Source organism: Bradyrhizobium sp. CCGUVB1N3 (genome assembly GCF_024199925.1).
Taxonomy (GTDB): Bacteria; Pseudomonadota; Alphaproteobacteria; order Rhizobiales; family Xanthobacteraceae; genus Bradyrhizobium.
This window is the reverse complement of sequence record NZ_JANADR010000001.1, coordinates 6,477,126-6,501,859: the sequence shown is the minus strand read 5'-3', so window position 1 is coordinate 6,501,859 and position 24,734 is coordinate 6,477,126. Positions and strand designations below refer to the sequence as shown.

Here is a 24,734-nt window from a genome sequence, read left to right as displayed (position 1 = left end):
AAGCTCCGCCCCTGTAGACCCCCGGCCTGCCGCCGCTTGACCCGGCCGTGGTATCGTCATGGCCGAGTGATTCGGGATCGCGCATGACTGAAACGGCCGATGATCTGAGCGCCCCGCTCGGACAGGACAAGCCGCGGCGGAGACGCCGGCTGCGGCTGCCGTTCACGGGACTCCAGGCGCTCGGCGTCCTGCTTCTCCTGTTCCTCGCGACCTTTGCCGGCTTTGCCGTCTTCAACAAGGACCCGCTCGGCGGCGAGCCAATCACGCGCGTTGCCATCCGCGAGCAGAAGGCCGCCGAGGACAAGCCGGCAACCGCCGCGCCCGAAAGTTCGGGCCATGAGACCAAGGCAGCGCCGAAGCAGGCTGCGCCCGGCGACCAGAAGACCGTCACCATCATCGACGGCTCGAGCGGCGCCCGCCACGACGTCATGATCGGCAGCGGCGGCGAGGCTGCAGACAAGGGCGAGCCTGCCTCCGCAGCACCGCCCATTATGTCCGGGGTCGACCAACGGCTCCTCGAGAAGTCGCGCTACGGCATGATCCCGGTTGCGGCCGCCGACCTGAAGCCGTTCACGGCCTATGCGGCGGAGGCCGACCGCGCCAAGGCGGCCAAGACGCCCGTCGTCGCGATCGTCATCGGCGGGCTCGGCGTCGGTGCGGCCAAGACGGCTGACGCGATCATGAAGCTGCCGGGCGCGGTGACGCTGGCCTTCACGCCTTATGGATCAGATCCCGGAAAACTCGCCGAGCGGGCCCGCGCCCAGCGCCACGAGATCTTCCTCCAGATCCCGATGGAGCCCTACGACTTCCCCGACAATGATCCGGGCCCGCAGACCCTGCTGACTTCGCTGAGCGCGGACCAGAACATGGACCGGCTGTACTGGCATCTGAGCCGGATGCAGGGCTATGCGGGCCTTGCCAATTTCATGGGCGCGCGTTTCATCGCCACCGACGCGGCGATGCAGCCGATCGTGCGCGAGGCGGCCAAGCGCGGACTCGGCTTCTTCGACGACGGCGCCTCGCCGCGCAGTGTCGCGCCCCAGGCCGCCGCAAGCCAGGCCATGCCGTTCGGCAAGGGTGACATCGCGATCGACGCGGTGCCGACCGGCACCGAGATCGACCGCGCCCTGAACAAGCTGGAATCCATCGCCCGCGAGCGCGGCGTCGCCATCGGCACCGCCTCCGCCCTGCCCGTCTCGATCGAGCGGTTAGGTGCCTGGATCAAGACGCTTCCCGACCGCGGTGTCCTGCTGGTGCCATTGACAACCGCGATGTTGAAATCAAAATCCAGCTGAATCAACGGATTGGCACGGCAGGTCCCCCGGGACCGAAAAGGTCGGCCACGAGTGGCGAGAGGTTTGGCGGAATGACGCGTTACGAGGATCTGCCCTACCGGACCTGCGTCGGGGTGATGCTGCTCAACAAGGACGGACGGGTCTTCATCGGGCGCCGCGCCGGCGGCATCGAGCATGTCGACGAGACCCATGTCTGGCAGATGCCGCAAGGCGGCGTCGATCCCGGCGAGGATACCTGGGAAGCCGCCACGCGCGAGCTCTACGAGGAGACCAGCGTGCGCTCGGTGGAACGGCTCGGCGAGGTCGCCGACTGGCTCACCTACGACATTCCGCGCACCGTCGCGGGCCGTGCCTGGAAAGGCCGTTACCGCGGCCAGCGCCAGAAATGGTACGCCATGCGCTTTACCGGCAAGGACAGCGAGATCGACGTCGCCCATCCCGGCGGCGGCGGTCACAAGGCGGAATTCGTCACCTGGCGCTGGGAGCAGATGAAAAATCTGTCCTCGCTGATCATTCCCTTCAAGCGCCCGGTCTATGATCGCGTGGTGCAGGAATTTGCCGCGCTGGCGGACGAGTAACACCGACCGTCATTCCGGGGCGCGCGAACCCGGAAGCTGGAGATTCCGGGCGCGATGCTGACGCATCGCCCCGGAATGACGGAAAGAAGATGACTTATGACAAATCAAAAGCCCTATCGTCCCAATGTCGGGATCGCGTTGTTCAATGCCGCCGGCCAGGTGCTGATCGGCCATCGCTTCCGCGGTGACGGCCCCGAAATCATCCTGCCCGGACTGGACTGGCAGATGCCGCAGGGCGGCGTCGACGAGGGCGAGGACCTGCGCGATGCCGCCATGCGCGAGCTCTGGGAGGAGACCAGCGTCAAGAGTGCCGAATATCTCGGCGAGACCGACTGGTTCAGCTACGACTTTCCGCCCTATGACGGGCCGCAAACGCATCGCCTGGCGAAATTCCGCGGCCAGCGGCAAAAATGGTTCGCGCTACGCTTCACGGGGCGTGACGAGGAGATCGATCCGCTGACGCCGCGCAACGGCCAGCCTGCGGAGTTCGATGCCTGGCGCTGGGAGCGGCTTGATCGCGTTGCCGATCTCGTGGTGCCGTTCCGCCGCGAGGTTTATCGCGCGGTGGCGCAGCACTTCGCGCCGTTCGGAACCTAAATGTCGAAAACAACCCCATGCACAGTAGCCGACATGTGCCGGCGTGATGCGCTGTGGCTTCTGCGAAGCCACTGAGATGTTGGGTAAAATCAGGGGCAGGACGCGCTTTTAATTCGGGCCCACCGTGAACGGGCCGACGGCGATGACGTGGCAATCGCTGTCGCGCTTGGCGCAATCGGCAAGCGCCGCGTTGACGGCGCCCTGCTCGTCGGCGGACTTCAGGCCGAGACCCGGACGTCCCGTGGTGCCGACGGCCACCGCGTTCCAGCCCATCGCATCGCCAAGCTTGCGCACGACGTCGTCGCGTGCGTCAGCCGCGATCGAGGCGTTGCCCGCCGCGTGGAAGAAACCGGTGACCTTGAACAGGCTCGGAATCGGCACGACGAAATTGTCGTCGACCGCGATGATCATGCAGGCGACACCGGCGATCGCGCCACAGGACTCCAGCGCGCGGCGCATCGCCTCGTCAAGTGACGGCGCGCCGAAAATCATGAAGTACTGAGCCGCGCCGGGCCCGAGTGCGAGCGCCCGCGATTTGGCCGCCGGGAGGAACATGGTCTCGAGCCGTTGCTTGCCCTGATCCCGCAGCAGCGGCACATCCTTAGACACGAATGCACGTTCGGTCATCGTGTCGTGCCGCATGAAGGGCTGCGGCGGCATCGGCGGCTTGCCGTGCGCATAGACCACATTGTTGCCGACCGCGTAGATCTCGCAGCGGCGCGGCGATTGCGCGGTATCGGCGCGCTTCTGGCACTGTTCGACGGCAGCGTTTCGTGCGGCGTCCTCGCTCGGCTGATTGAGCGCCGCGCCGGTGAAACCGCCAATGTTCAACGCGAACGCCTTGTAGTCGACGGCCGCCGTGTACTCATTGCTCAGGTAGCTGCGCACGCGTTCGCTGACGAAAGGAACGGCGGCGGCCGGGAACTTGGCGGCGGCTGCGGCGGCCGGCGGCGACGGCGCCGGGTTGGGTGTGGCTGCAGCCGTCGCAGTCGGGGCCGCGGTCGGCGCGCTCGCAGGTGCTTTTGCCGCTGGGCTTGCCGCCGTGCTGGCCGGCGTCGCAGGCGTGCTCGGCACGGCGGCCGCGGTTGCGGCTGACGGCGGGCTCGACGTCGCAACCACCGTCGATGTCTGCTCCAGCTTGGTGAAGTAGAGAAAGCCCGCAACGCCGATCGCAACGATCGAGACCACCGCGACCACCAGCGGCCACATCCAGTTCGGCGCCGGCGCGGCCTTCGCGCCCGCCTTCTTCACCTGTGGCTGCGCATAGCTTCCGTCCTCGCGGCGCATCGCGACCATGTAGGCGTGCACGGGGGTCGGAATGTTCTTGACCTCCTGCGCCCCGATATCGGCGAACTGCACCGAGAGCTTGTTGGCGACCTGCTCGTGCACCGCTCGCGAGACGCAGATGCCGCCGACTTCGGCGAGCCCCTCGAGGCGCGCGGCGATGTTGACGCCATCGCCCAACAGATCGCCGTCGCGCTCGACGACGTCGCCGATGGTGATGCCGATGCGGAACGACATCTGCCGGCTCGGCGGATAGGCCATGTTGCGGGTCCGCAGGGATTCCTGGATGTCGATCGCGCAGCGCACCGCATCCACTGCGCTCGGAAATTCCGCGAGCACGGCATCGCCGGCGGTATTGAAGATCCGCCCGCCCGCCTTCGCAATGAAATCGTCGACGACGGACCGATAGGAGGCAAGACGCCGCAGCGTCTCCTCTTCGTCTTCCGCGACCAGCCTGGAATAACCGGCAATATCGGCTGCGAAGATCGCCGCGATCTTGCGTTTCATCTGCACCAGCCCTGGAACTCCATTTGCAGCGGCAGAATGCCGCTATCCAAGACGCGGTGCAATAAGGTTTCAGCGCCCGTCACTTCCGTGACGAGCGCTGAATCTATTACGGTTTTTCGACGGAGCGGCGATCTGCGTGAGGCTAGTGCATCGCCGTCGTGTTGAGCTGGCTCTGGATGCTCTTGTAGTGGTCGAGCCGCGCGATCGCGAGATCGAGCTCGCCGCCTTCCTTCTCGGAGAGCTTCTCCTGCATCTGCGTGATGGTATCGGCGAACTGCGCCCGGTCGAGCTCGTCGATCGAGGTGGCGACGTCGGCGAGGACCGTCAGGCGGTTGTCGGAGACTTCGGCGAGGCCGCCGGTCACGATGACCTTCTGCTTCTGGCCGCCGATGAAAATGGTCAGGATGCCCGGCCGCACTGCGGCCACCACCGGCGCATGTCCGGCGAGCACGCCGAAATCACCTTCCCAGCCGGGAATGTCGACCTGATCGACCTCGCCGGAGAAGGCGAGCTTTTCGGGAGAGACGAGATCGAAGTGGAAGGTGGCCATGGAGAACCTTGCGAATAGCGAATGGCGAATAGCGAGTGGCGAAAAGAGGCAGCGAAACTATTCGCTACTCCCCATTCGCCATTCGCCCCTTAAGCCGCTTCAGCGGCGAGCTTCTTGCCCTTCTCGACCGCCTCTTCGATGGTGCCGACCATGTAGAAGGCGGCTTCCGGGAGGTGGTCGTACTTGCCTTCGCAGAGGCCGCGGAAGCCCTTGATGGTGTCCGCGAGCTCGACGAACTTGCCGGGCGAGCCGGTGAAGACTTCGGCGACGTGGAACGGCTGCGACAGGAAGCGCTCGATCTTGCGGGCGCGGGCCACCGTCAGCTTGTCCTCTTCCGAGAGCTCGTCCATGCCGAGAATGGCGATGATGTCCTGGAGCGACTTGTAGCGCTGGAGCACCTGCTGGACCATGCGGGCGGTGGAGTAGTGCTCTTCGCCGACGACGAGCGGGGAGAGCATGCGCGATGTCGAGTCGAGCGGGTCCACCGCGGGGTAGATGCCCTTTTCCGAGATCGCGCGCGACAGCACGGTGGTCGCGTCCAAGTGGGCGAACGAGGTCGCCGGCGCCGGGTCGGTCAAGTCGTCGGCCGGCACGTAGATCGCCTGCACCGAAGTGATCGAGCCCTTCTGGGTGGTGGTGATGCGCTCCTGCAGCGCGCCCATGTCGGTGGCGAGCGTCGGCTGATAACCCACCGCCGAAGGAATACGGCCGAGCAGCGCCGACACTTCCGAGCCCGCTTGCGTGAAGCGGAAGATGTTGTCGACGAAGAACAGCACGTCCTGGCCCTGGTCGCGGAAGTGCTCGGCAACGGTCAGACCGGTCAGGCCGACGCGGGCACGCGCGCCCGGCGGCTCGTTCATCTGGCCGAACACCAGCGCGCACTTCGACTTCACGCTCGGATCCGGATTGTGCGGATCGGCGTTGACCTTGGACTCGATGAACTCGTGATAGAGGTCGTTGCCTTCGCGGGTGCGCTCGCCGACGCCTGCGAACACGGAGTAACCGCCGTGCGCCTTGGCGACGTTGTTGATCAGCTCCTGAATCAGCACGGTCTTGCCGACGCCGGCGCCGCCGAACAGGCCGATCTTGCCGCCCTTCGCGTACGGAGCAAGAAGATCGACGACCTTGATGCCGGTGACGAGAATTTCAGCTTCGGTCGACTGGTCGGTGTAGGTCGGCGCCTCCTGGTGGATGGCGCGCAGGCCTTCCGACTTGATCGGACCGGCTTCGTCGATCGGCTCGCCGATCACGTTCATGATGCGGCCGAGCGTGCCGTCGCCCACCGGAACCGCGATCGGCTGGCCGGTGTCGGTCACTTCCTGGCCGCGGACCAGACCTTCGGTCACGTCCATCGCGATCGTGCGCACTGTGGACTCACCGAGATGCTGCGCAACTTCCAGCACGAGGCGGATGTTGCCGTTCTTGGTCTCCAGCGAATTGAGAATGGCCGGCAGGTGGCCCTCGAACTGCACGTCGACGACAGCGCCCATGACCTGGGTGACGCGACCGATCTGCTTAGCGGCTGTGGCCATGATTAGCTCTCCTTCGAATTTGTGTACTTGAACGACCGTCGTTCGATTCTTGCGTCAGACCGCCTCGGCGCCGGAGATGATCTCGATCAGCTCCTTGGTGATCTGGGCTTGACGGGTTCGGTTGTAGATCTGGGTTTGCTTGCGAATCATTTCACCCGCGTTGCGGGTGGCGTTGTCCATCGAGCTCATCTGCGCGCCATAGAACGAGGCGTTGTTTTCGAGCAGCGCGCGGAAAATCTGCACCGCGATATTGCGCGGCAGAAGGCGGGAGAGGAGCTCGTCCTCCTCCGGCTCATATTCGTAGGACGTCGACGGCGCGTTCGCCGCCTTTTCTTCCAAGGCCAGCGGAATGAGCTGCTGCGCGGTCGGAATTTGGGCGATCACCGACTTGAACTGCGCGTAGAACAGCGTGCAGACGTCGAACTCGCCGTTATCGAAACGGGCCAGCACCTTCTTGGCGATGTCCTCGGCGTTGACGAAGGCGAGCTGGCGAACACTGCGCAGGTCGAGATGCTCGACGATCTGCTTCTCGAACAGGCGGCGGAGCTGCTCATAGCCCTTGCGGCCGACGCAGAAGAATTTGACTTCCTTGCCCTCGTTCATCAGCGCCAGTGCGCGGTCGCGCGCCAGACGCACGATCGAGGAGTTGAAGGCGCCAGACAGGCCGCGCTCGCCGGTGCACACCAGCAGCAGGTGAACCTGGTCCTTGCCGGTGCCGGTCAGCAGGGTCGGCGCACCGGGCGAGCCCGCGGCGGCGCTGGCGATATTGGCGATCACCGCGCCCATCTTGTCGGCATAGGGCCGCGCCGCTTCGGCCGCTTGCTGAGCGCGGCGCAATCTGGACGCCGCGACCATCTGCATCGCCTTGGTGATCTTCTGCGTCGCCTTGGTCGAGGCGATGCGGACGCGCATGTCTTTGAGAGACGCCATTCTTCGTTCACCCCGACGGTTCGACCCTTACGATCAAGCCGCTGCCTATCCTATCGTCATGCCCGGGCTTGTCCCGGGCATCCACGTCTTCGTCTCCACACGGGTGGATGGCCGGGACGTGAAATGCGAAGACGCGCTTCGCGCTTTCGCCCGGCCAGGACGTTGCACTCTTAAGCGAAGGACTTCGCGAAGCCTTCGACCACGGCCTTCAGCTTGGCCGCGCTGTCGTCCGAGAGGTCGCGGCTGTCGCGGATCGCATTGAGGATCTCGACGTTCTTGCCGCGCAGCAGCGACAACAGACCGTCCTCGAACGCCCGCACCTTGTTGAGCGGCAGCGGATCGAGATAGCCGTTGGTGCCGGCCCAGATCACGCAGACCTGCTCTTCCATCTTCAGCGGCGCGAACTGCGGCTGCTTCAGGAGTTCGGTCAGGCGCGAGCCGCGGTTGAGCAGGCGCTGGGTCGAGGCGTCGAGGTCGGAGCCGAACTGCGCGAACGCCGCCATTTCGCGGTACTGCGCGAGCTCGCCCTTGATCTTGCCGGCGACCTTCTTGGTGGCCTTGGTCTGCGCCGAGGAGCCGACGCGCGACACCGACAGACCGACGTTCACCGCGGGGCGGATGCCCTGGAAGAACAGGTCGGTTTCCAGGAAGATCTGGCCGTCGGTGATCGAGATGACGTTGGTCGGGATGTAGGCCGACACGTCGTTGGCCTGGGTTTCGATGACCGGCAGCGCCGTCAGCGAGCCCGAGCCCTGGTCCTTGTTGAGCTTCGCCGCGCGCTCGAGCAGGCGGGAGTGCAGGTAGAACACGTCGCCCGGATAGGCTTCGCGGCCCGGCGGGCGGCGCAGCAGCAGCGACATCTGGCGGTAGGCGACGGCCTGCTTGGACAAATCGTCATAGATGATGACGGCGTGCATGCCGTTGTCGCGGAAGTACTCGCCCATGGTGCAGCCGGTGAAGGGGGCGATGTACTGCATCGGCGCCGGATCCGACGCGGTCGCGGCGACGATGATCGAGTATTCGAGCGCGCCCTGCTCTTCCAGCACCTTCACGAACTGGGCGACGGTGGAACGCTTCTGGCCGATCGCGACGTAGACGCAATACAGCTTGATGTTCTCGTCCGGCTGCGCGTTGAGCGGCTTCTGGTTCAGGATGGTGTCGAGCGCGATCGCGGTCTTGCCGGTCTGGCGGTCGCCGATGATCAGCTCGCGCTGGCCGCGGCCGATCGGGATCAGGGCGTCGATCGCCTTGAGGCCGGTCGCCATCGGCTCGTTCACCGACTTGCGCGGAATGATGCCGGGCGCCTTGACGTCGACGCGCATGCGCTTGTCGGCCTGGATCGGGCCCTTGCCGTCGATCGGGTTACCCAGCGCGTCGACGACGCGGCCGAGCAGGCCCTTGCCGACCGGCGCGTCCACGATGGCGCGGGTACGCTTGACGGTCTGGCCTTCCTTGATCTCGCGGTCGGCGCCGAAAATAACGATACCGACGTTGTCGGTTTCGAGGTTCAGCGCCATGCCGCGGGTGCCGTTCTCGAACTCGACCATTTCACCGGCCTGGACGTTGTCCAGACCGTAGACGCGGGCGATGCCGTCGCCGACGGACAGCACCTGTCCGACTTCGGAGACTTCAGCTTCCTGGCCGAAATTCTTGATCTGGTCCTTGAGGATCGCGGAAATTTCCGCGGCGCGGATGTCCATCAGCCTGCCTCTTTCATCGCGTGCTTGATCGAATTGAGTTTGGTGCGAAGCGAACTATCGATCATGCGGCTGCCAAGCTTGACGACGAGGCCGCCGATGATCGAGGGATCGACTTTCACGTTGAGCGCGACGTCCTTGCCGGTCACCGACTTGAGGGCGGCCTTGAGGGCGTCGAGGTTCTTGTCCGAGAGCGGCTCCGCGACGGTCACGTCGGCAGAGGCCTCGCCTTTATATTTGGCGACCAGCGCGCCGTAGGCGCGGATGACGTCGGCCACCGCGAACAGCCGGCGGTTGGCGGTCAGCACCTTGAGGAAATTGGCGGAAATGCCGGTGATGCCGGCCTTGTCCAGCACCGCGGACAGCGCCTTGGACTGGCTATCTGCCGAGAACACCGGGCTGCGGACGAGGCGCTTCAGATCGGCGCTCTCGCTGAGCATGGTGCCGAACCGGTCGAGATCGGCTTTGACCGCATCGACCACATTCTGGTCGCGGGCCAGTTCAAACAAGGCCGTTGCATAACGACCGGACACACCTGAAACGGACGTATCTTCTGCAGCCACAGACGCGCTCTTTATAGCTGTCAAACTCGCAAGGGAAAAACCGTCGCCACGAAGCGGCGCCTAGCGATCCAAGCCCTTGGAATTCAAGCGGGACTTCGATTTTCGACCGACACAGGGATGTGCCGGGCTCGTTAAAATCGCGGCTTTGCTAACATAGCAGGCGCGCAGGTGCAACATGACGCCAAATTAAAGGCTGCGGCTCTCCGTCCCTGTTGTGGGTCACGAGCACGGCAGGCCACACGGCGCCGCGCCACAATTCTGCCCCCGCCCCCCGCGGCCGGCCCGACAGGAATTCGTTCCTGCCATTTACGCATAGCCGCCATGAACACAGCTCGCAGAGGCGTGAGTCTGACCGCCGCCGCTTCACTTGGTCAATTACTTATCAAATTCTCAACACGCCCGCCGATAACTTGGTTTTACAGTATTCGTAAGTATTCGAATAGTTAACCAATCGTTAATGCCAGAGATGACGAAACGTCCGTCGAATATCTGGCAAGACAACAAGATATTTCATCCGGGCACATACCGAAATTACTGCCCAATTCATGCCGCATTGCACCGTGAAACGCGCAACCGCTCACAAACTGATGGGGGCTCCACTAGCCACATATGTGGCAATACTAGCGTAGGGACCAAAAAATGTTGTCATTGAAGACATTGGGGTTCGCAACCCGGCCGCGCACGGCGATCGCTTTCGTCGCTGCCACTCTCGTCGTCGGTGGAACTGCCACCGATGCATCCGCCAAATCCCGGCATCACCATTACCGGCACCACCACGGCCATCACGAGGCCAGCACCAGCGATACGTCCAATGCGGGCTCCTGGATGAACGCCAACGCCTCCGTGGCGCCCTCTTCGGGTTCGGGCCACAGCTTCTCCGGCATGGCCTCCTATTACGGCAATGAGTCCGGCAGCCGCACCGCGTCGGGCGCACGCTTCAACCAGAACGCCATGACCGCGGCGCACCGTTCGCTGCCGTTCGGCACCAAGCTGCGCGTCACCCATGGCGGCCAGAGCGTCATCGTCACCATCAATGACCGTGGCCCGTTCGTTCGCGGCCGTGTCCTCGACCTCTCCACCGGTGCTGCCCGCGCCATCGGCCTGACCGGCGCCGGCGTCGGCCGCGTAACCGCCGAGGTCGTCTCCTGACGCGTCGTCAATAACGAGCCCAGCAAATGCATCGTCCGCAAGGAACCTTGTGAGATTTGCTGCGCGCTCGAAACAAGCCCGCCGTCTTGGGGGACGGCGGGCTTTTTCGTTGCCTGGTGATGATTCCGGGGCGATGCGCAGCATCGAACTATGGTGCGCCATTGCGCACCTGAGAATCTCGAGGTTCCGGGTTCACGCTTCGCGTACCCCGGAATAACAGTGAGCCCTACAAAAAGCTCTGCGGGTCGACGTCGGTCTCGAGCTTGAGATTGCCTTTCGGCTTCGGCGCCACGGCCAGCCAATTGCGCAAATAGTCCGAGAGATCGAAGCCGCGCGCCGATTTCACCAGGATGCGGAAGCGATAGCGGCCCTTGATCACGGCGAGCGGCGCTTCCGCCGGCCCGAGCACCTTCACGCGCTCGTCGCGCGGCGCCACCGCAACGAGCCGGCGCGCAAAGCCTTCGGCACTCGGTCGATCGCCCGCGGAAATGATCAGGCCCGCGAGCCGCCCGAACGGCGGATAGAGCGTGCGCTCGCGCAGATCGATCTCGCTGTCGTAGAACGCCTCGCGATCGCAGGCGATCAGCGCCTTCATCACGGGATGCTCGGGCTGATGGGTCTGCAGATAGCCGACGCCACGGCCCTGCTCGCGGCCGGCGCGGCCGATCACCTGGTTGAGCAACTGCCAGGTGCGCTCTGCCGCGCGCGGATCGCCGTTGCTTAAGCCGAGATCCGCATCGACCACGCCGACCAGATTGAGCCGCGGGAAATTATGGCCCTTGGCGACGAGCTGCGTGCCGATGATGATATCGACGCGGCCCTCGGCAATGTCGTTCAGCTCCGAGCGCATCGTCTCGATCGAGGTGATGAGATCGCTCGACAGCACCATGGCGCGCGCTTGCGGGAACAGCGCTGCCGCCTCCTCCTGCAAGCGCTCGACGCCGGGCCCGACCGCAACCAGCGATTCCTCCGCCGCGCAATGCGGGCAGACGTTCGGCCGCGGCATCGAGAAGCCGCAGTGATGGCAGACCAGCCGCTGGCGGAATCTGTGATCGACCAGCCAGGCATCGCAGATGGTGCAGGCAAAGCGATGGCCGCAGGCGCGGCACAGCGTCAGCGGCGCGTAGCCGCGGCGATTGAGGAACAAGAGCGCCTGCTCACGCTTTTCGATCGCGGTCCGGATCTCGCCGGCGAGGCGCGGCGAGATGAAGCGGCCACGCGCCGGCTGCTCGCGGCGCAAATCGATCGCCTCGATATGCGGCATGTGCTGGCCGCCGAAGCGCGAGGGCAGCGCGATGCGCTGGTAGCGTCCCTTGCGCACATTGACCTCTGACTCGACCGACGGCGTCGCGGACGCCAGCACGATCGGAATTTTTGCGATATGCGCCCGCACCACCGCCATGTCGCGGGCGTGATAATGCACGCCGTCATCCTGCTTGTAGGCCTGGTCGTGCTCTTCATCCACGACGATGAGGCCGAGATCGGCATAGGGCAAAAACAGCGCCGAGCGCGCACCGACCACGACCGGCGCGCTGCCTTGCGAGATCGCCGCCCAGTTGCGCGCGCGGGTGCGCGGGGTGAGCTCCGAATGCCATTCGAGCGGCCGCACGCCAAACCGCTGCGCGAAGCGATCGAGGAACTGGCCGGTGAGCGCGATCTCCGGCATCAGGATCAACGACTGCTTGCCGCGGCGGATGGTCTCGGCGACCGCCTCGAAATAGACCTCGGTCTTCCCCGAGCCGGTGACGCCGTCGAGGAGGGCGACATGAAACGTGCCGTTGGCCGCAAGCGCGCGCATCGCATCGACCGCAGTGCGTTGCAGTTGCGTGAATTCCGGCTGGCCGAAAGCGGGATCGGGCGCCGGCGGTGGTGGCGGCGGCGGCAGCGGCTCGACCGTGAGCGTACCTTCGTCGACCAGGCCGTCGATCACGCCGGCCGAGACGCCCGCCTCCTTCACGACATCGGACTTGCCGTGCAGCAGACGATCCGACAGCACCTCGATCACCCGCCGCCGCGCCGGCGTCAGCCGCCTTGGGGGATCGCCGACCAGCCGCACGCCGGCACGCATCCGTTCGGGCCCGAGATTTTCGCCCATGCGCAGGCACATGCGCAAAACCATGCCCCGCGGACCGAGCGTATAGTTGGCAACCCAGTCGACCAGCGCGCGCAGCTCGCTCTTGAGCGGCGGAACGTCGAGCTTCTCGCTGACGTCCTTCAGACGGTTGTGCAGGCGCGGATCCGGATTGGCATTCTCCGCCCACACCACCGCCAGCACCTCGCGCGGGCCGAGCGGCACGCCGACGAGATCGCCCGCCTTCAATTCCATGCCGCGCGGCACGCGATAGGAATAGGTCTGGTCGAGCGCGACCGGCACCAGCACGTCGACCATGCGGGTCGAAATGGCGGGGACAGTGTGGCTAGGCGACGAATGATCCATGAATGGTCTTGGACGGAGAATCGGAACCCGGGCCTCAAGGCTAGCCGCGCGCGGCGGCCTTAGCGAACGATAAACGAGTGTGATGCGATATACTGTGCGGAATCACCACGTCCAGAGCTCATGAGCAAAGCGGCCGCCCCGAAAATCGAGCTCGCCAGCGCCGATGAGAGCATCGCGCAGGAGATGATGCGCTGGCTGTCGCATCTCGGCGCCGAGCGGCGGCTGTCGCCGAAGACGCTGGAGGCCTATGCCCGCGATCTCAGGCAGTGCCTGGATTTCATCTGCAGGCATTGGGGCGAGCGCGTGACGCTGAAGCGCTTCGCCGCGCTCGAGGCCAGCGACATCAGAGCCTTCATGGCGATGCGCCGCGCCGACGACGTCGCCGGCCGCTCCCTGATGCGCGCGCTTGCGGGCCTGCGCTCGTTCGGCCGCTTCCTGGAACGTGAAGGCAAGGGCAAGGTCGGCGCGCTCTCGGCGATCCGCGCGCCGAAGGTGGCCAAGAGCCTGCCGAAGCCGCTGCCGATGGCGTCCGCAAAGCGCCTCGCTGACGCCGACGAGCGCGCCGGCGAAGAGCGCGAGACCTGGATCCTCGTGCGCGACGCCGCCGTGATGGCCCTGCTCTACGGTTCGGGCCTGCGCATCTCGGAAGCCCTGGGGCTGAAGCGGCGCGACGTGCCGCGCCCCGGTGAAGGCGACGTGCTCGTCGTCACCGGCAAGGGCAACAAGACGCGCATGGTGCCGGTGCTGCAAAACGTGCTGGCGCTGGTCGCCGAATATGTCGCGATGTGCCCGTATCCGCTTCCCGCCGAAGGGCCGATCTTCGTCGGCGCGCGCGGCGGGCCCTTGAGCCCGCGCATTATCCAGCTCGCGATGGAGCGGCTGCGCGGCGCACTTGGCCTGCCCGACAGCGCGACGCCGCATGCGCTGCGGCATTCCTTTGCCACGCATCTCTTGTCGCGCGGCGGCGACTTGCGCGCGATCCAGGAATTGCTCGGCCATTCCTCGCTGTCGACCACGCAGGTCTATACCGGCATCGATTCCGAGCGGCTGCTCGAAGTCTACGCCAGCGCGCATCCGCGACGCTGACACCAGCGCAGCTCTCGTGCCCCGGACGCAGCGCGTCACGCAGTGATGCGCTGCTGAGCCGGGGCACGCGTCGCGATGGGTCCCGGCTCAGCGTCGCAGCGCTACGCGCTGCGCCGCGTCCGGGACACGAGAGTGCGTAACCTGACACACTGACGTCACAACTTGCTTGCCTCTTGCGCGGCGCCCGCGGTTCGGTCAATCGTGGGGAACCGAGGCAGGAGGGAATCATGAGCGCACACGAAAGCATGGAGCATGCCGAGCATGCCGAGCACGCATCCGGCGAGAACAAGAAGATCGCCCTATTGATCGCGGTGCTGGCGCTGTTCCTTGCGATCTCGGAGACGCTCGGCAAGGGCGCGCAGACCGAGGCGATCAGCAAGAACGTCGAGGCCGCCAATCTCTGGGCGTTCTTCCAGGCCAAGAGCATCCGCCGCACCGTGGTGCAGACCGCGGGCGAGCAGGGCAAGCTCACGCTGGGCACGGCCTCCGACGACGCCAACAAGGCGGCAATCCAGAAGCAGATCGAGGATTGGCAGAAGACCGCGGCGCGCTATCGCTCCGAGCCGGAGACCGGCGAGGGCACCGAGCAGCTTGCCGAGAAGGCCAAGCACGCCGAGCACGAGCGCGACGAGGCGACCGCAAAGTACCATCACTTCGAGCTGGCCTCGGCCGCCTTCCAGATCGGCATCGTGCTGGCCTCGGCCACCATCATCACCGGCATCATTGCGCTCGCCTATGTCGGTGGCATCCTGACGCTCGCCGGCATGGTGATGACCGCGCTCGGCCTGTGGTTGCCGCATCTGCTGCATCTGCACGGGTAGCGGGGCGTAGAGAGACGGCGCAGCAAATCAGCCGACACACACATACCGCTGTCATGCCCCGGCTTGACCGGGGCATCCAGTACGCCGCGGCCTCTCGGATCGAGCTTCGCCGTCTCTGGAATACTGGATTGCCCGCCTGCGCGGGCAATGACACCGAATACGTAGCAGACAGCTACCGCGCCTCGTGGACGCTCTTGCGGAAGCGCTGGATCAGGCGGAAGGTGCGGGCGGACCAGCCCTCGCCATTGCCGGAGATGATTTCCTTGAGACGCTGCTTCATCGGCTCGACCAGCGCCGTCGATTTGGCGCGGATCATCATCACGAAATCATAGAGCCGCTCGAACCACGCCATCTCCAAGAGCTTGTCGCGCGTCACATCGAACACGAAGGCGGTGACACCGACGCCGAGCAGTTTGGCGAACAGGATCGTGAACACCGCGCTCATCCAGTATTCATGGGTGAGCAGCCACAGCCCGACCAGCTTGAGCGGAAACAGCGGGATGATCGGCACGGCGAAGACGATCAGCGTCATCGCCGGCGACAGCGCGTCGACCCGCTCGGTCAGCCATTCCTTGAGCCGCGCGAGCGGGAACGCGGCGACGACACGCGCCACGATCGGCTCGAGATGGTCCCACAGCCAGGCTTCGATCAAAAAGATGATCGCCAGCAGGATCCAGACCGGTTGAAGAAGGCGGCGCAGCATGTCTTTCCCGCCCGATTCGGCTCGGCGCGTCGCCTACATATGGATGGCCCGCTTGCCGACTGCAAGCGCGGCTTCCTTGACGGCCTCGGAGCGGGTCGGATGCGCATGGCAGGTACGGGCGAGATCTTCCGCGCTGCCCCCAAACTCCATCAGCACGCACGCCTCGTGGATCATTTCGCCGGCTTCGCGGCCGACAATATGCACGCCAAGCACGCGATCGGTCTTCGCATCTGCGAGAATCTTCACAAAACCGTCGGTGGTCTGGTTGACCTTGGAGCGGCCGTTGGCGGTAAAGGGAAACTTCCCGACGGTATAGGCCACGCCCGCCTGCTTCAGCTCTTCCTCGGTCTTGCCGACGGAGGACACTTCCGGCGTGGTATACACCACACCTGGGATCACGTCGTAGTTCACGTGGCCGGCCTGGCCGGCGAGAATTTCCGCAACCGCAACCCCTTCGTCTTCCGCCTTGTGCGCGAGCATCGGGCCGGCGACGACATCGCCGATGGCGTAGACCCCCTTCAGGGTGGTCGCGAAGTGGGCATCGATCTGGACGCGGCCGCGATTGTCCAGCGCAACGCCGGCCTCCTTCAGCCCGAGACCGTCGGTGTAGGGCACGCGGCCGATGCAGACCAGCACGACATCGGCTTCGATGGTCTCGGCCGCACCGCCCGCGGCCGGCTCGATCTTCGCAAGCAACGCCTTGCCGTTGGATTCGACGCCGGTGACCTTCGAACCCAGCTTGAACGCAAATCCCTGCTTTTCCAGCATACGCTGGAATTGCCGTGCGACCTCGCCATCCATGCCCGGCAGGATGCGATCGAGGAATTCGACCACCATGACTTCGGACCCGAGCCGGCGCCAGACCGAGCCGAGCTCGAGCCCGATCACGCCCGCGCCGATGACCAGCAACCTGCCCGGCACCTTCTCCAGCGACAGCGCGCCGGTCGACGACACGATGCGCTTCTCGTCGATCTCGATGCCCTTCAGCCGCGCGATGTCCGAGCCGGTGGCGATCACGATGTTCTTGGTCTCGATCGTTTGCGACTTGCCGTCGGCGGAGACCTCGACCTTGCCGGTGCCCAATATCTTGCCGGTGCCCTTGAGAACGTCGACCTTGTTCTTCTTCATAAGGAACTCGACGCCCTTGACGTTGCCGTCGATGCCCTGCTGCTTGAAGTTCATCATCGCCGGAAGCTCGAGCTTCGGCGCCGAGACCGAGACGCCCATCTTGGCGAAGGAGTGCGCGGCTTCCTCGAACATCTCGGAAGCATGCAGCAGCGCCTTCGACGGCATGCAGCCGACATTGAGGCAGGTGCCGCCGAGGCTGGCGTTCTTTTCCACCACGGCGACTTTCATGCCGAGCTGGCTCGCGCGCACTGCGCAGACATAACCGCCCGGTCCGGTGCCGATGACGACGAGATCGTAGGTAGCCATGAGAGAAAGTCCCGTAGGTTTAGCGTGAAAGGATGCGTCAGCGTCCGCCGGACACATCGAGAATGGCTGAGGTGACGTAGGAGGCATCGTCCGACATCAGCCAGACGATGGCGTTGGCGATTTCCTCGGCGGTGCCGACGCGCTTCATCGGCACCATATGGGCCAGACGATGGGCGCGATCGGGCTCGCCGCCGGCGGCGTGGATTTCGGTATCGATCAGGCCGGGCCGGATCGCAGCGACGCGGATGCCTTCGCCCGCGACCTCATAGCCGAGGCCGACGGTGAAGGAATCGACCGCGCCCTTGGAGGCGGCATAGTCGACATAGGTGTTGGGTGCGCCAAGTCTGGCTGCGACCGACGACAGGTTGACGATGACGCCGCCCTCGCCGCCATGCTTGGTCGACATTCGCTTCACCGCCTCACGCGCGCAGAGGATGGAGCCGGTGACGTTGACCGCCATCACGCGCTGGATGCGCTCGGCCGACATCTCGTCGACGCGCACGCCGCTCTTGCCGACGATGCCGCCATTGTTGACGAGGGCGCCGAGCGTGCCGAACTTGTCCGCGGCCTTGAACAGCGCGAGGATATCTTTCTCCTCGGCGACATCGCATTTCACCGCGATGGCCTTGCCGTTCATGGCTTCGATCTGCGCGACCACCTCGTCGGCGGCCTTCTTGTTGCTGGCATAGCCGACGACGACACGGAAGCCGCGCGCGGCCGCCGCAATCGCGGTCGCCCGCCCGATGCCGCGGCTGCCGCCGGTGATGATCGCAACCTTGTCCGTCACGCTCGCCTCCATCTTTGCGCACGCGCCGTCGCCTGTGCAGGCGACGGCGCTTTCAAGAGTCAGGGTGTCAGAGGTCCAGGACGAGCCGCGCCGGATCTTCCAGGCTCTCCTTGACGCGGACCAGGAAGGTCACGGCTTCCTTGCCGTCGATCACGCGATGATCGTAGGACAGCGCCAGATACATCATCGGGCGGACCTCGATCTTGCCGCCGACGACCATCGGCCGCTCCTGGATCTTGTGCATGCCGAGGATGCCGGACTGCGGCGCGTTCAGGATCGGCGTCGACATCAGCGAGCCGTAGATGCCGCCATTGGTGATGGTGAAGGTGCCGCCCTGCATCTCGTCGATCTTGAGCTGGCCGTCACGCGCGCGGCGGCCGAAATCGGCGATGCCTTTCTCGATGTCGGCGATCGACTTCTGATCGCAATCGCGGACCACGGGAACGACAAGTCCCTTGTCGGTGCCGACGGCGACGCCGATGTGGTAGTAGTTCTTGTAGATCAGGTCGGTGCCGTCGATCTCGGCGTTGACCGCCGGGATGTCCTTCAGCGCCTGGACCACCGCCTTGGTGAAGAAGCCCATGAAGCCGAGCTTGGAGCCGTGCTTCTTCTCGAACACGTCCTTGTAATGCGCGCGCAGCGCCATGACGTTGGTCATGTCGACCTCGTTGAAGGTCGTCAGCATCGCAGCCGTGTTCTGCACGTCCTTGAGGCGCCGCGCGATGGTCTGGCGCAGGCGGGTCATCTTGACGCGCTCCTCGCGCGCGGCGTCGTCGGCCGGCGAGGGGCTGCGCACCTGCACGGCAGCGGCCGGCTGGTTGACCGGGGTCGGCGCGGAGGCGGCGCGTTCGATCGCGGCGAGCATGTCGCCCTTGGTGACGCGGCCATCCTTGCCGGAGCCGGGAACGGTCGAAGCATCGATGCCAGTCTCGGCCGAGAGCTTTCGCACCGACGGGGCGAGCGGCGCATCGGCGGGCGCCGCCTTCGGCGCTGCGGGCGCGGGCGCAGCAGCCGGAGTGGCAGCGGCAGGCTTGGCGGGAGCCGCCGCCGGCTTGGCGGCACCGGCGCCATCGGTGATCTGTCCAAGCAGCGCGCCGACCGCAACCGTCGTACCGTCAGCGGCGATGATCTCACTGAGCGTGCCGGCCGAGGGCGCCGGCACCTCGATGGTGACCTTGTCGGTCTCGAGCTCCACCAACGGCTCGTCGACGGCGACGGGATCGCCGGCCTTCTTGAACCAGCGGCCGATGGTGGCCTCGGTGACGGATTCGCCGAGCGTCGGCACACGAATTTCAGTCATGGTCTTTTCCCTAAGATCGCTTGTGCGGTCATGAATTGAGATGTCACCGCCACGCCTGGTGCTACTTGCGCGCTGGGGCGGGCGATCCAATACGCCGCGACCTTCGTGATCAGAACGAACGCCGCGGAGTACTGGATGCCCCGCTTTCGCGGGGCATGACGAAGTCCTAAAATTGTTTAGCTCAGCGCCTCATCCAGGAACGCCTTGAGCTGCGCCTGGTGCTTCGACATCAAGCCGGTCGCGGTCGCGGCGGAGGCGGCGCGGCCGACATAGCGCGGACGCCGGCTTACGCCGTTCACCTGGTTGAGCACCCATTCGAGATAGGGCTCGATGAAGTGCCACGCACCCATGTTGCGCGGCTCCTCCTGGCACCAGATCACCTCGGCCTTCTTGAAGCGCGAGAGCTCCGCCACCAGCGCCTTCAGCGGCACCGGATAAAGCTGCTCGACGCGCATCAGGTAGATGTCGTCGAGGCCGCGCTTCTCGCGCTCCTCGTAGAGGTCGTAATAGACCTTGCCCGAGCACAGCACGAGGCGGCGGATCTTCTCGTCCGGCACCAGCTTGGTGGCCTCGCTCGGCAGCATCTGGGCGTCATCATAGAGGATGCGGTGGAACGTCGTATCCTTGGCGAGCTCGTCGAGCCGCGACACCGCACGCTTGTGCCGCAGCAGCGACTTCGGCGTCATCAGGATCAGCGGCTTGCGGATCTCGCGATGGAGCTGGCGGCGCAGCACGTGGAAGTAGTTCGCCGGCGTGGTCGGATAGACCACCTGCATGTTGTCTTCCGCGCACATCTGCAAGTAGCGCTCGAGGCGCGCCGAGGAGTGCTCGGGTCCCTGGCCCTCATAGCCATGCGGCAGGAGGCAGACGAGGCCGGACATGCGCAGCCATTTGCGCTCGCCGGAGGAGATGAACTGGTCGAACAGCACCTGCGCGCCGTTCGCGAAGTCGCCGAACTGGGCTTCCCACAGCGCCAGCGCATTCGGCTCGGCCAGCGAGTAGCCGTATTCGAAGCCGAGCACGGCCTCTTCCGACAGCAGCGAGTTGATGACCTCGTAATGGCCCTGCTCGACGCCGAGATGGTTGAACGGCGTGTAGCGGCTCTCGTCCTCCTGGTCGATCAGCACCGAATGGCGCTGCGAGAAGGTGCCGCGCTCGCAGTCCTGGCCGGACAGGCGGACATGACGACCTTCCTCCAGCAGCGAGCAGAACGCCAGAGCCTCGCCGGTCGCCCAGTCGATGCCGACGCCGCTGTCGATCGCCTTGGCGCGGTTGTCGAGGAAGCGCTGGATGGTGCGGTGGACGCGGAAACCGTCGGGCACCTTGGTGATCTTGCGGCCGATGTCCTTGAGGACGGCAGTCTCGACGCCGGTGACGCCGCGACGGGCGTCCTCTTCCTGGTCGGCGATCTTGAAGCCGGCCCATTTGCCGTCGAGCCAGTCGGCCTTGTTCGGCTTGTAGCTGGTGCCGGCCTCGAACTCGGCATCGAGCCGCGCGCGCCAGTCGGCCTTCAGCTTGTCGACCTCGCCTTCGGTGACCACGCCCTCGGCGATCAGGCGCTTGGCGTAAAGCGTCAGCGTCGACGGATGTGCCGCGATGCGCTTGTACATCACCGGCTGGGTGAATGCCGGCTCGTCGCCCTCATTGTGGCCGTAGCGGCGATAACACCACATGTCGATGACGACCGGCTTGTGGAATTTCTGCCGGAACTCGATCGCGACCTTGGCGGCGAACACCACGGCCTCCGGATCGTCGCCGTTGACGTGGAAGATCGGCGCGTCGATCATCTTCGCCACATCGGACGGGTAAGGCGAAGAACGGGAATAACGCGGATAGGTGGTGAAGCCGATCTGGTTGTTGACGATGAAATGCAGCGAGCCGCCGGTGCGATAGCCCTTCAGGTCCGAGAGGCTGAAGCATTCCGCCACCACGCCCTGGCCGGCGAACGCTGCGTCGCCATGCATCAGGAGCGGCAGCACCGAGATACGCATGTCCGGTGGGTCGCCATGCTGGTCCTGCTTGGCGCGGACCTTGCCGAGCACCACTGGATCGACGATTTCCAGATGCGAGGGGTTCGCGGTCAGCGACAGATGGATGCGGTTGCTGTCGAACTCGCGATCCGAGGAGGCGCCAAGGTGATATTTGACGTCGCCTGAGCCTTCGACCGCGTCCGGGTTCGCCGAGCCGCCCTTGAATTCGTGGAACAGCGCGCGGTGCGCCTTGCCCATCACCTGGGTCAGCACGTTGAGGCGGCCGCGATGCGGCATGCCCACGACGATTTCCTTCACGCCGAGATTGCCGCCGCGCTTGATGATTTGCTCCAGCGCGGGGATCAGCGATTCACCGCCGTCCAGGCCGAAGCGCTTGGTGCCCGTGAACTTGGTATCGCAGAACTTCTCGAAACCCTCGGTTTCGACCAGCTTCATCAGGATGGCACGGCGACCTTCGCGGGTGAACGAGATCTCCTTGTCCGGACCTTCGATGCGCTCCTGGATCCAGGCCTTCTGCGCGGCATTGCTGATGTGCATGAACTCGACGCCGAGCGTCTGGCAGTAGGTGCGCTCGCAGATCGCGACGATCTCGCGCAGGCTGCCGTATTCGAGGCCAAGGACGTGATCGAGGAAGATCCTGCGGTCGAAATCGGCCTCGCCGAAGCCGTAGGTGCGCGGGTCGAGTTCCTCGCGGTTGCGCTGCGCCTCGATACCGAGCGGATCGAGCTTGGCGTGGAAATGGCCGCGCATGCGGTAGGCGCGGATCAGCATCAAGGCGCGGACCGAATCGCGGGTCGCCTGAAGCACGTCGGCGGAGGACAGATCGGCCCCCTTGGCCTGCGCCTTGGCGGCGATCTTGGTGCCCACTGCCTTCTCGACCTGGGCCCAGTTGCCGTCGAGCGCCGAGGTCAGCTCGTCCTGGGGGGTGACCGGCCAGTTGTCCCGGGCCCAGGACGGCCCTTCGGCGTTCTTGCGGACGTCAGCCGGCTGGTCCTTCAGGCTCTGGAAGAACTCCTGCCACTCGGCGTCAACCGAGGAGGGGTCTTTCTCGTAGCGGGCGTAGATTTCGTCGATGTAGGTGGCGTTGGTGCCCTGCAAAAACGATGAGAGGGCAAAGGCTGCGTTCGCGTCCTGGCGAGACATACTTGAGTTCCTGGCGATTTCGGTTCGCGCAAATGAAAACGGCGCTGACCCCGATCCTCCGGCAGCGGATCGGCGTATCAGGCACCGTTTACCCTATCTGTTGCAAAACTTCGCCCTGAAAAGCACGAAGAACTGAATTTGCTTTCAGAATATCGTGAGGCACCCGATGTGGCCTCGCTGAAGGGCAAACAGCCGAGAGCCCGGGGCGATGCCCGGGCTCGGCGCTTAGGTCCTCTGCCCTGACTGGAACCTAGATCAATACTTGGCCGCCACCCCGCCGCCGCCGAACTTGTAGTTGATTCCGGCCCGCACAATGTCACCCTGGGTCGTCCAATGGTTCGTCACCGCCCACGGAGGATTGGCCGCCAGGGGCAACGCGATCAAATCCTGCGAGCCGAGATCGTAATGCAGGTATTCCAGCTTGGCGCTCCAGTCGGCGGCAAATGCCCATTCACCACCGACGCCGGCGGTCCAACCAGCTCTCCAAGTGCTGGATCCTTTGGCATACTGATACATTGGCGATGCGCTGAAGAAGGTGAGGCTGCTGGTCTTCACCTCTCCATAGGCCAGACCGCCCGTTACGTAGAGCAGCAGGCGATCGACTGGGGTAAAGCCGACCCGACCGCGCACGGTGCCCAACCAATCGACCTTCTGGCTAGCGCTGTGGGACCAACCCGGAACCGGCCCCCCGAAATCGGATAGCACCGCCTGGAAAGGGCTTCCCTTGATGTCTGCGGCGTCGATATCCGCCTCAATGCCGAAGACCACGCGCTGGATCTGCCAGTTATATCCGGCCTGAACGCCGCCAAGCACGCCCTTCAGGTCCGCCGAGACGCTGAACGGCACCGCGCCGAAAGCCACCGCCGAGCGCAGAAAATTCACATCGTCACTGGTTCGGCCCCAGCCATAACCAAGGTTGCCACCGACGTAAAAGCCGGTCCAATTGTAGACCGACGCCATCACGGGCGCCTTGGTGTAGCTCGGCGCCAGATCCGCGGCAAACGCCGACCCCGTTCCCAAAACAGCCAGCGAAATCGCCAGGGCAAGTCTCTTCATCAATCAGTCTCCAGACCAAGACGCGTCCCCGTGGATGCGCCGTCGGAGGCGCGATCGGGGGAACAGCAGGCGCATGTCGTGGATAAATCCCGGCACGCCCCCCGTCTTGTCCTGCAGCGATATTCGCTTGGAATGAAGCGAACTCGATGGACTATTGCGTACAAAGGCTCACCGGCTGTTGCCGATCTGCCACGCCTTCAGGTGACGCCGCGCGATCTCCGCTCCGCAGCGGGATGATGCGAAGGCTCATAAAAGCCAAGAGGACTTCCTCCTCCAAGCTGTCGTCCGTACTCGGCACGCACGGAAAGAGCGCCCCCAAGGGGGCGCCCCAGTGCATGTCCTATTGAAAGCAAGGGATCGCTCTGAGGCGCTGCTTCCGCGCAGGCGGCAGCGCGCGGCCGACTATTTCAAGAGTTCGGCAAGGGTATGTCCGAGCCGTGCGGGCGACGGAGAGACGGTAATCCCCGCCGATTTCATCGCTTCGGTCTTGGAACCGGCATCACCCTTGCCGCCCGAGATGATCGCGCCGGCATGGCCCATGCGGCGGCCGGGAGGTGCGGTCACACCGGCGATGAACCCGACCATCGGCTTCTTGCGGCCGCGCTTGGCCTCGTCCTTGAGGAACTGGGCGGCGTCCTCCTCGGCGGAACCGCCGATCTCGCCGATCATGATGATCGACTCGGTCTTGGGGTCGGCCAGCAGCATTTCCAGGACGTCGATGAACTCGGTGCCCTTGACCGGGTCGCCGCCGATGCCGACCGCGGTGGTCTGGCCGAGGCCTTCCTGGGAGGTCTGGAACACGGCTTCATAGGTCAGGGTGCCGGAACGAGAGACGATGCCGACGCTGCCGGTCTTGAAGATGTTGGCGGGCATGATGCCGATCTTGCATTCGCCGGCAGTCATGACGCCCGGGCAGTTCGGCCCGATCAGGCGCGACTTGGAGCCGGCGAGCGAGCGCTTCACGCGCACCATGTCGAGGACCGGAATGCCCTCGGTGATGCAGACGATCAGCGGGATCTCGGCATCGATCGCTTCGCAGATCGCGTCCGCCGCACCCGGCGGCGGCACGTAGATCACGGACGCATCCGCGCCGGTCTTCTCTCGCGCCTCGCGCACGGTGTCAAACACCGGCAGGCCCAGATGCGTCGCGCCGCCTTTGCCCGGCGAGGTGCCGCCGACCATCTTGGTGCCGTAGGCAATCGCGGCCTCGGAGTGGAAGGTGCCGTTCTTGCCGGTAAAGCCCTGGCAGATGACCTTGGTGTTCTTGTCGATCAGGATGGACATGAGGTCTGCT

20 protein-coding genes are annotated in these 24,734 nt (G+C 64.9%); 6 read left to right on the top strand and 14 right to left on the bottom strand.

Annotation, left to right across the window (positions count from 1 at the left end; genetic code table 11):
- Positions 1–83 precede the first annotated feature (83 nt).
- The 3 genes from NLM33_RS31035 (at position 84) to NLM33_RS31025 (ending at position 2,470) form a co-directional block, all read left to right on the top strand.
- Positions 84–1,295, top strand: a complete 1,212-nt coding sequence (locus NLM33_RS31035) for a divergent polysaccharide deacetylase family protein (protein ID WP_254101889.1) — start codon at positions 84–86, stop codon at positions 1,293–1,295.
- A 71-nt stretch (positions 1,296–1,366) separates the two neighbouring features.
- Complete coding sequence (locus NLM33_RS31030) at positions 1,367–1,873, top strand: RNA pyrophosphohydrolase (protein WP_254101888.1); 507 nt, start codon at positions 1,367–1,369, stop codon at positions 1,871–1,873.
- A gap of 96 nt (positions 1,874–1,969) precedes the next feature.
- Entirely contained in the window at positions 1,970–2,470 is a 501-nt protein-coding gene (locus NLM33_RS31025) for an RNA pyrophosphohydrolase (RefSeq protein ID WP_254101887.1), read from the top strand.
- 108 nt (positions 2,471–2,578) lie between these two features.
- Here NLM33_RS31025 and NLM33_RS31020 read toward each other — a convergent pair whose 3' ends face one another.
- The 6 genes from NLM33_RS31020 to NLM33_RS30995 form a co-directional block, all read right to left on the bottom strand.
- Positions 2,579–4,261, bottom strand: a complete 1,683-nt coding sequence (locus NLM33_RS31020) for an adenylate/guanylate cyclase domain-containing protein (RefSeq protein ID WP_254101885.1) — start codon at positions 4,259–4,261, stop codon at positions 2,579–2,581.
- Between the two features lie 142 nt (positions 4,262–4,403).
- Positions 4,404–4,811 carry a F0F1 ATP synthase subunit epsilon gene (locus NLM33_RS31015; RefSeq protein WP_254101883.1) on the bottom strand — a complete coding sequence of 136 codons (408 nt, stop codon included), beginning with the start codon at positions 4,809–4,811 and terminating at the stop codon, positions 4,404–4,406.
- Between the two features lie 89 nt (positions 4,812–4,900).
- On the bottom strand, positions 4,901–6,343 hold the full coding sequence (gene atpD / locus NLM33_RS31010) for a F0F1 ATP synthase subunit beta (RefSeq protein ID WP_254101882.1): 1,443 nt from the start codon (positions 6,341–6,343) through the stop codon (positions 4,901–4,903).
- Between the two features lie 54 nt (positions 6,344–6,397).
- Complete coding sequence (locus NLM33_RS31005; RefSeq protein ID WP_254101881.1) at positions 6,398–7,273, bottom strand: F0F1 ATP synthase subunit gamma; 876 nt, start codon at positions 7,271–7,273, stop codon at positions 6,398–6,400.
- Between the two features lie 170 nt (positions 7,274–7,443).
- Positions 7,444–8,973, bottom strand: a complete 1,530-nt coding sequence (atpA, locus tag NLM33_RS31000; protein WP_254101880.1) for a F0F1 ATP synthase subunit alpha — start codon at positions 8,971–8,973, stop codon at positions 7,444–7,446.
- Positions 8,973–9,533, bottom strand: coding sequence for a F0F1 ATP synthase subunit delta (locus tag NLM33_RS30995; RefSeq protein WP_254101879.1), 561 nt, complete (start codon positions 9,531–9,533; stop codon positions 8,973–8,975). Before NLM33_RS30995 ends, atpA begins: the two co-directional genes overlap by 1 nt.
- A 639-nt stretch (positions 9,534–10,172) precedes the next feature.
- Here NLM33_RS30995 and NLM33_RS30990 point away from each other — a divergent pair.
- Complete coding sequence (locus NLM33_RS30990) at positions 10,173–10,682, top strand: septal ring lytic transglycosylase RlpA family protein (protein ID WP_254101878.1); 510 nt, start codon at positions 10,173–10,175, stop codon at positions 10,680–10,682.
- 226 nt (positions 10,683–10,908) lie between these two features.
- Here NLM33_RS30990 and NLM33_RS30985 read toward each other — a convergent pair whose 3' ends face one another.
- Positions 10,909–13,119, bottom strand: a complete 2,211-nt coding sequence (locus NLM33_RS30985; RefSeq protein ID WP_254101877.1) for a primosomal protein N' — start codon at positions 13,117–13,119, stop codon at positions 10,909–10,911.
- A 120-nt stretch (positions 13,120–13,239) separates the two neighbouring features.
- Here NLM33_RS30985 and NLM33_RS30980 point away from each other — a divergent pair, with 120 nt between their 5' ends.
- The gene (locus tag NLM33_RS30980) at positions 13,240–14,205 is read left to right on the top strand and encodes a tyrosine recombinase XerC (RefSeq protein ID WP_254101875.1); all 966 of its coding nucleotides are present in this window, start codon (positions 13,240–13,242) and stop codon (positions 14,203–14,205) included.
- Between the two features lie 227 nt (positions 14,206–14,432).
- Entirely contained in the window at positions 14,433–15,026 is a 594-nt protein-coding gene (locus NLM33_RS30975; RefSeq protein ID WP_254101873.1) for a DUF4337 domain-containing protein, read from the top strand.
- Between the two features lie 172 nt (positions 15,027–15,198).
- Here NLM33_RS30975 and NLM33_RS30970 read toward each other — a convergent pair whose 3' ends face one another.
- The 7 genes from NLM33_RS30970 to sucD all read right to left on the bottom strand — a co-directional run bounded on the left by NLM33_RS30970 (position 15,199) and on the right by sucD (position 24,724).
- Complete coding sequence (locus NLM33_RS30970) at positions 15,199–15,729, bottom strand: hypothetical protein (protein ID WP_254101871.1); 531 nt, start codon at positions 15,727–15,729, stop codon at positions 15,199–15,201.
- 33 nt (positions 15,730–15,762) lie between these two features.
- A complete protein-coding gene (gene lpdA, locus NLM33_RS30965) occupies positions 15,763–17,163 on the bottom strand; it encodes a dihydrolipoyl dehydrogenase (RefSeq protein ID WP_254101868.1) in 1,401 nt (466 codons plus the stop codon).
- Positions 17,164–17,200: 37 nt separating this feature from the next.
- Complete coding sequence (locus tag NLM33_RS30960; RefSeq protein WP_371930002.1) at positions 17,201–17,962, bottom strand: SDR family oxidoreductase; 762 nt, start codon at positions 17,960–17,962, stop codon at positions 17,201–17,203.
- A 55-nt stretch (positions 17,963–18,017) separates the two neighbouring features.
- The gene (gene odhB / locus NLM33_RS30955; RefSeq protein ID WP_254101866.1) at positions 18,018–19,250 is read right to left on the bottom strand and encodes a 2-oxoglutarate dehydrogenase complex dihydrolipoyllysine-residue succinyltransferase; all 1,233 of its coding nucleotides are present in this window, start codon (positions 19,248–19,250) and stop codon (positions 18,018–18,020) included.
- Between the two features lie 176 nt (positions 19,251–19,426).
- A complete protein-coding gene (locus tag NLM33_RS30950; protein WP_254101865.1) occupies positions 19,427–22,384 on the bottom strand; it encodes a 2-oxoglutarate dehydrogenase E1 component in 2,958 nt (985 codons plus the stop codon).
- A gap of 255 nt (positions 22,385–22,639) precedes the next feature.
- Positions 22,640–23,440: an outer membrane protein gene (locus NLM33_RS30945; protein ID WP_254101864.1), complete on the bottom strand. Its 801-nt coding sequence runs from the start codon at positions 23,438–23,440 to the stop codon at positions 22,640–22,642.
- 402 nt (positions 23,441–23,842) lie between these two features.
- Positions 23,843–24,724, bottom strand: coding sequence for a succinate--CoA ligase subunit alpha (gene sucD, locus NLM33_RS30940; RefSeq protein ID WP_254101863.1), 882 nt, complete (start codon positions 24,722–24,724; stop codon positions 23,843–23,845).
- Positions 24,725–24,734: the final 10 nt, after the last annotated feature.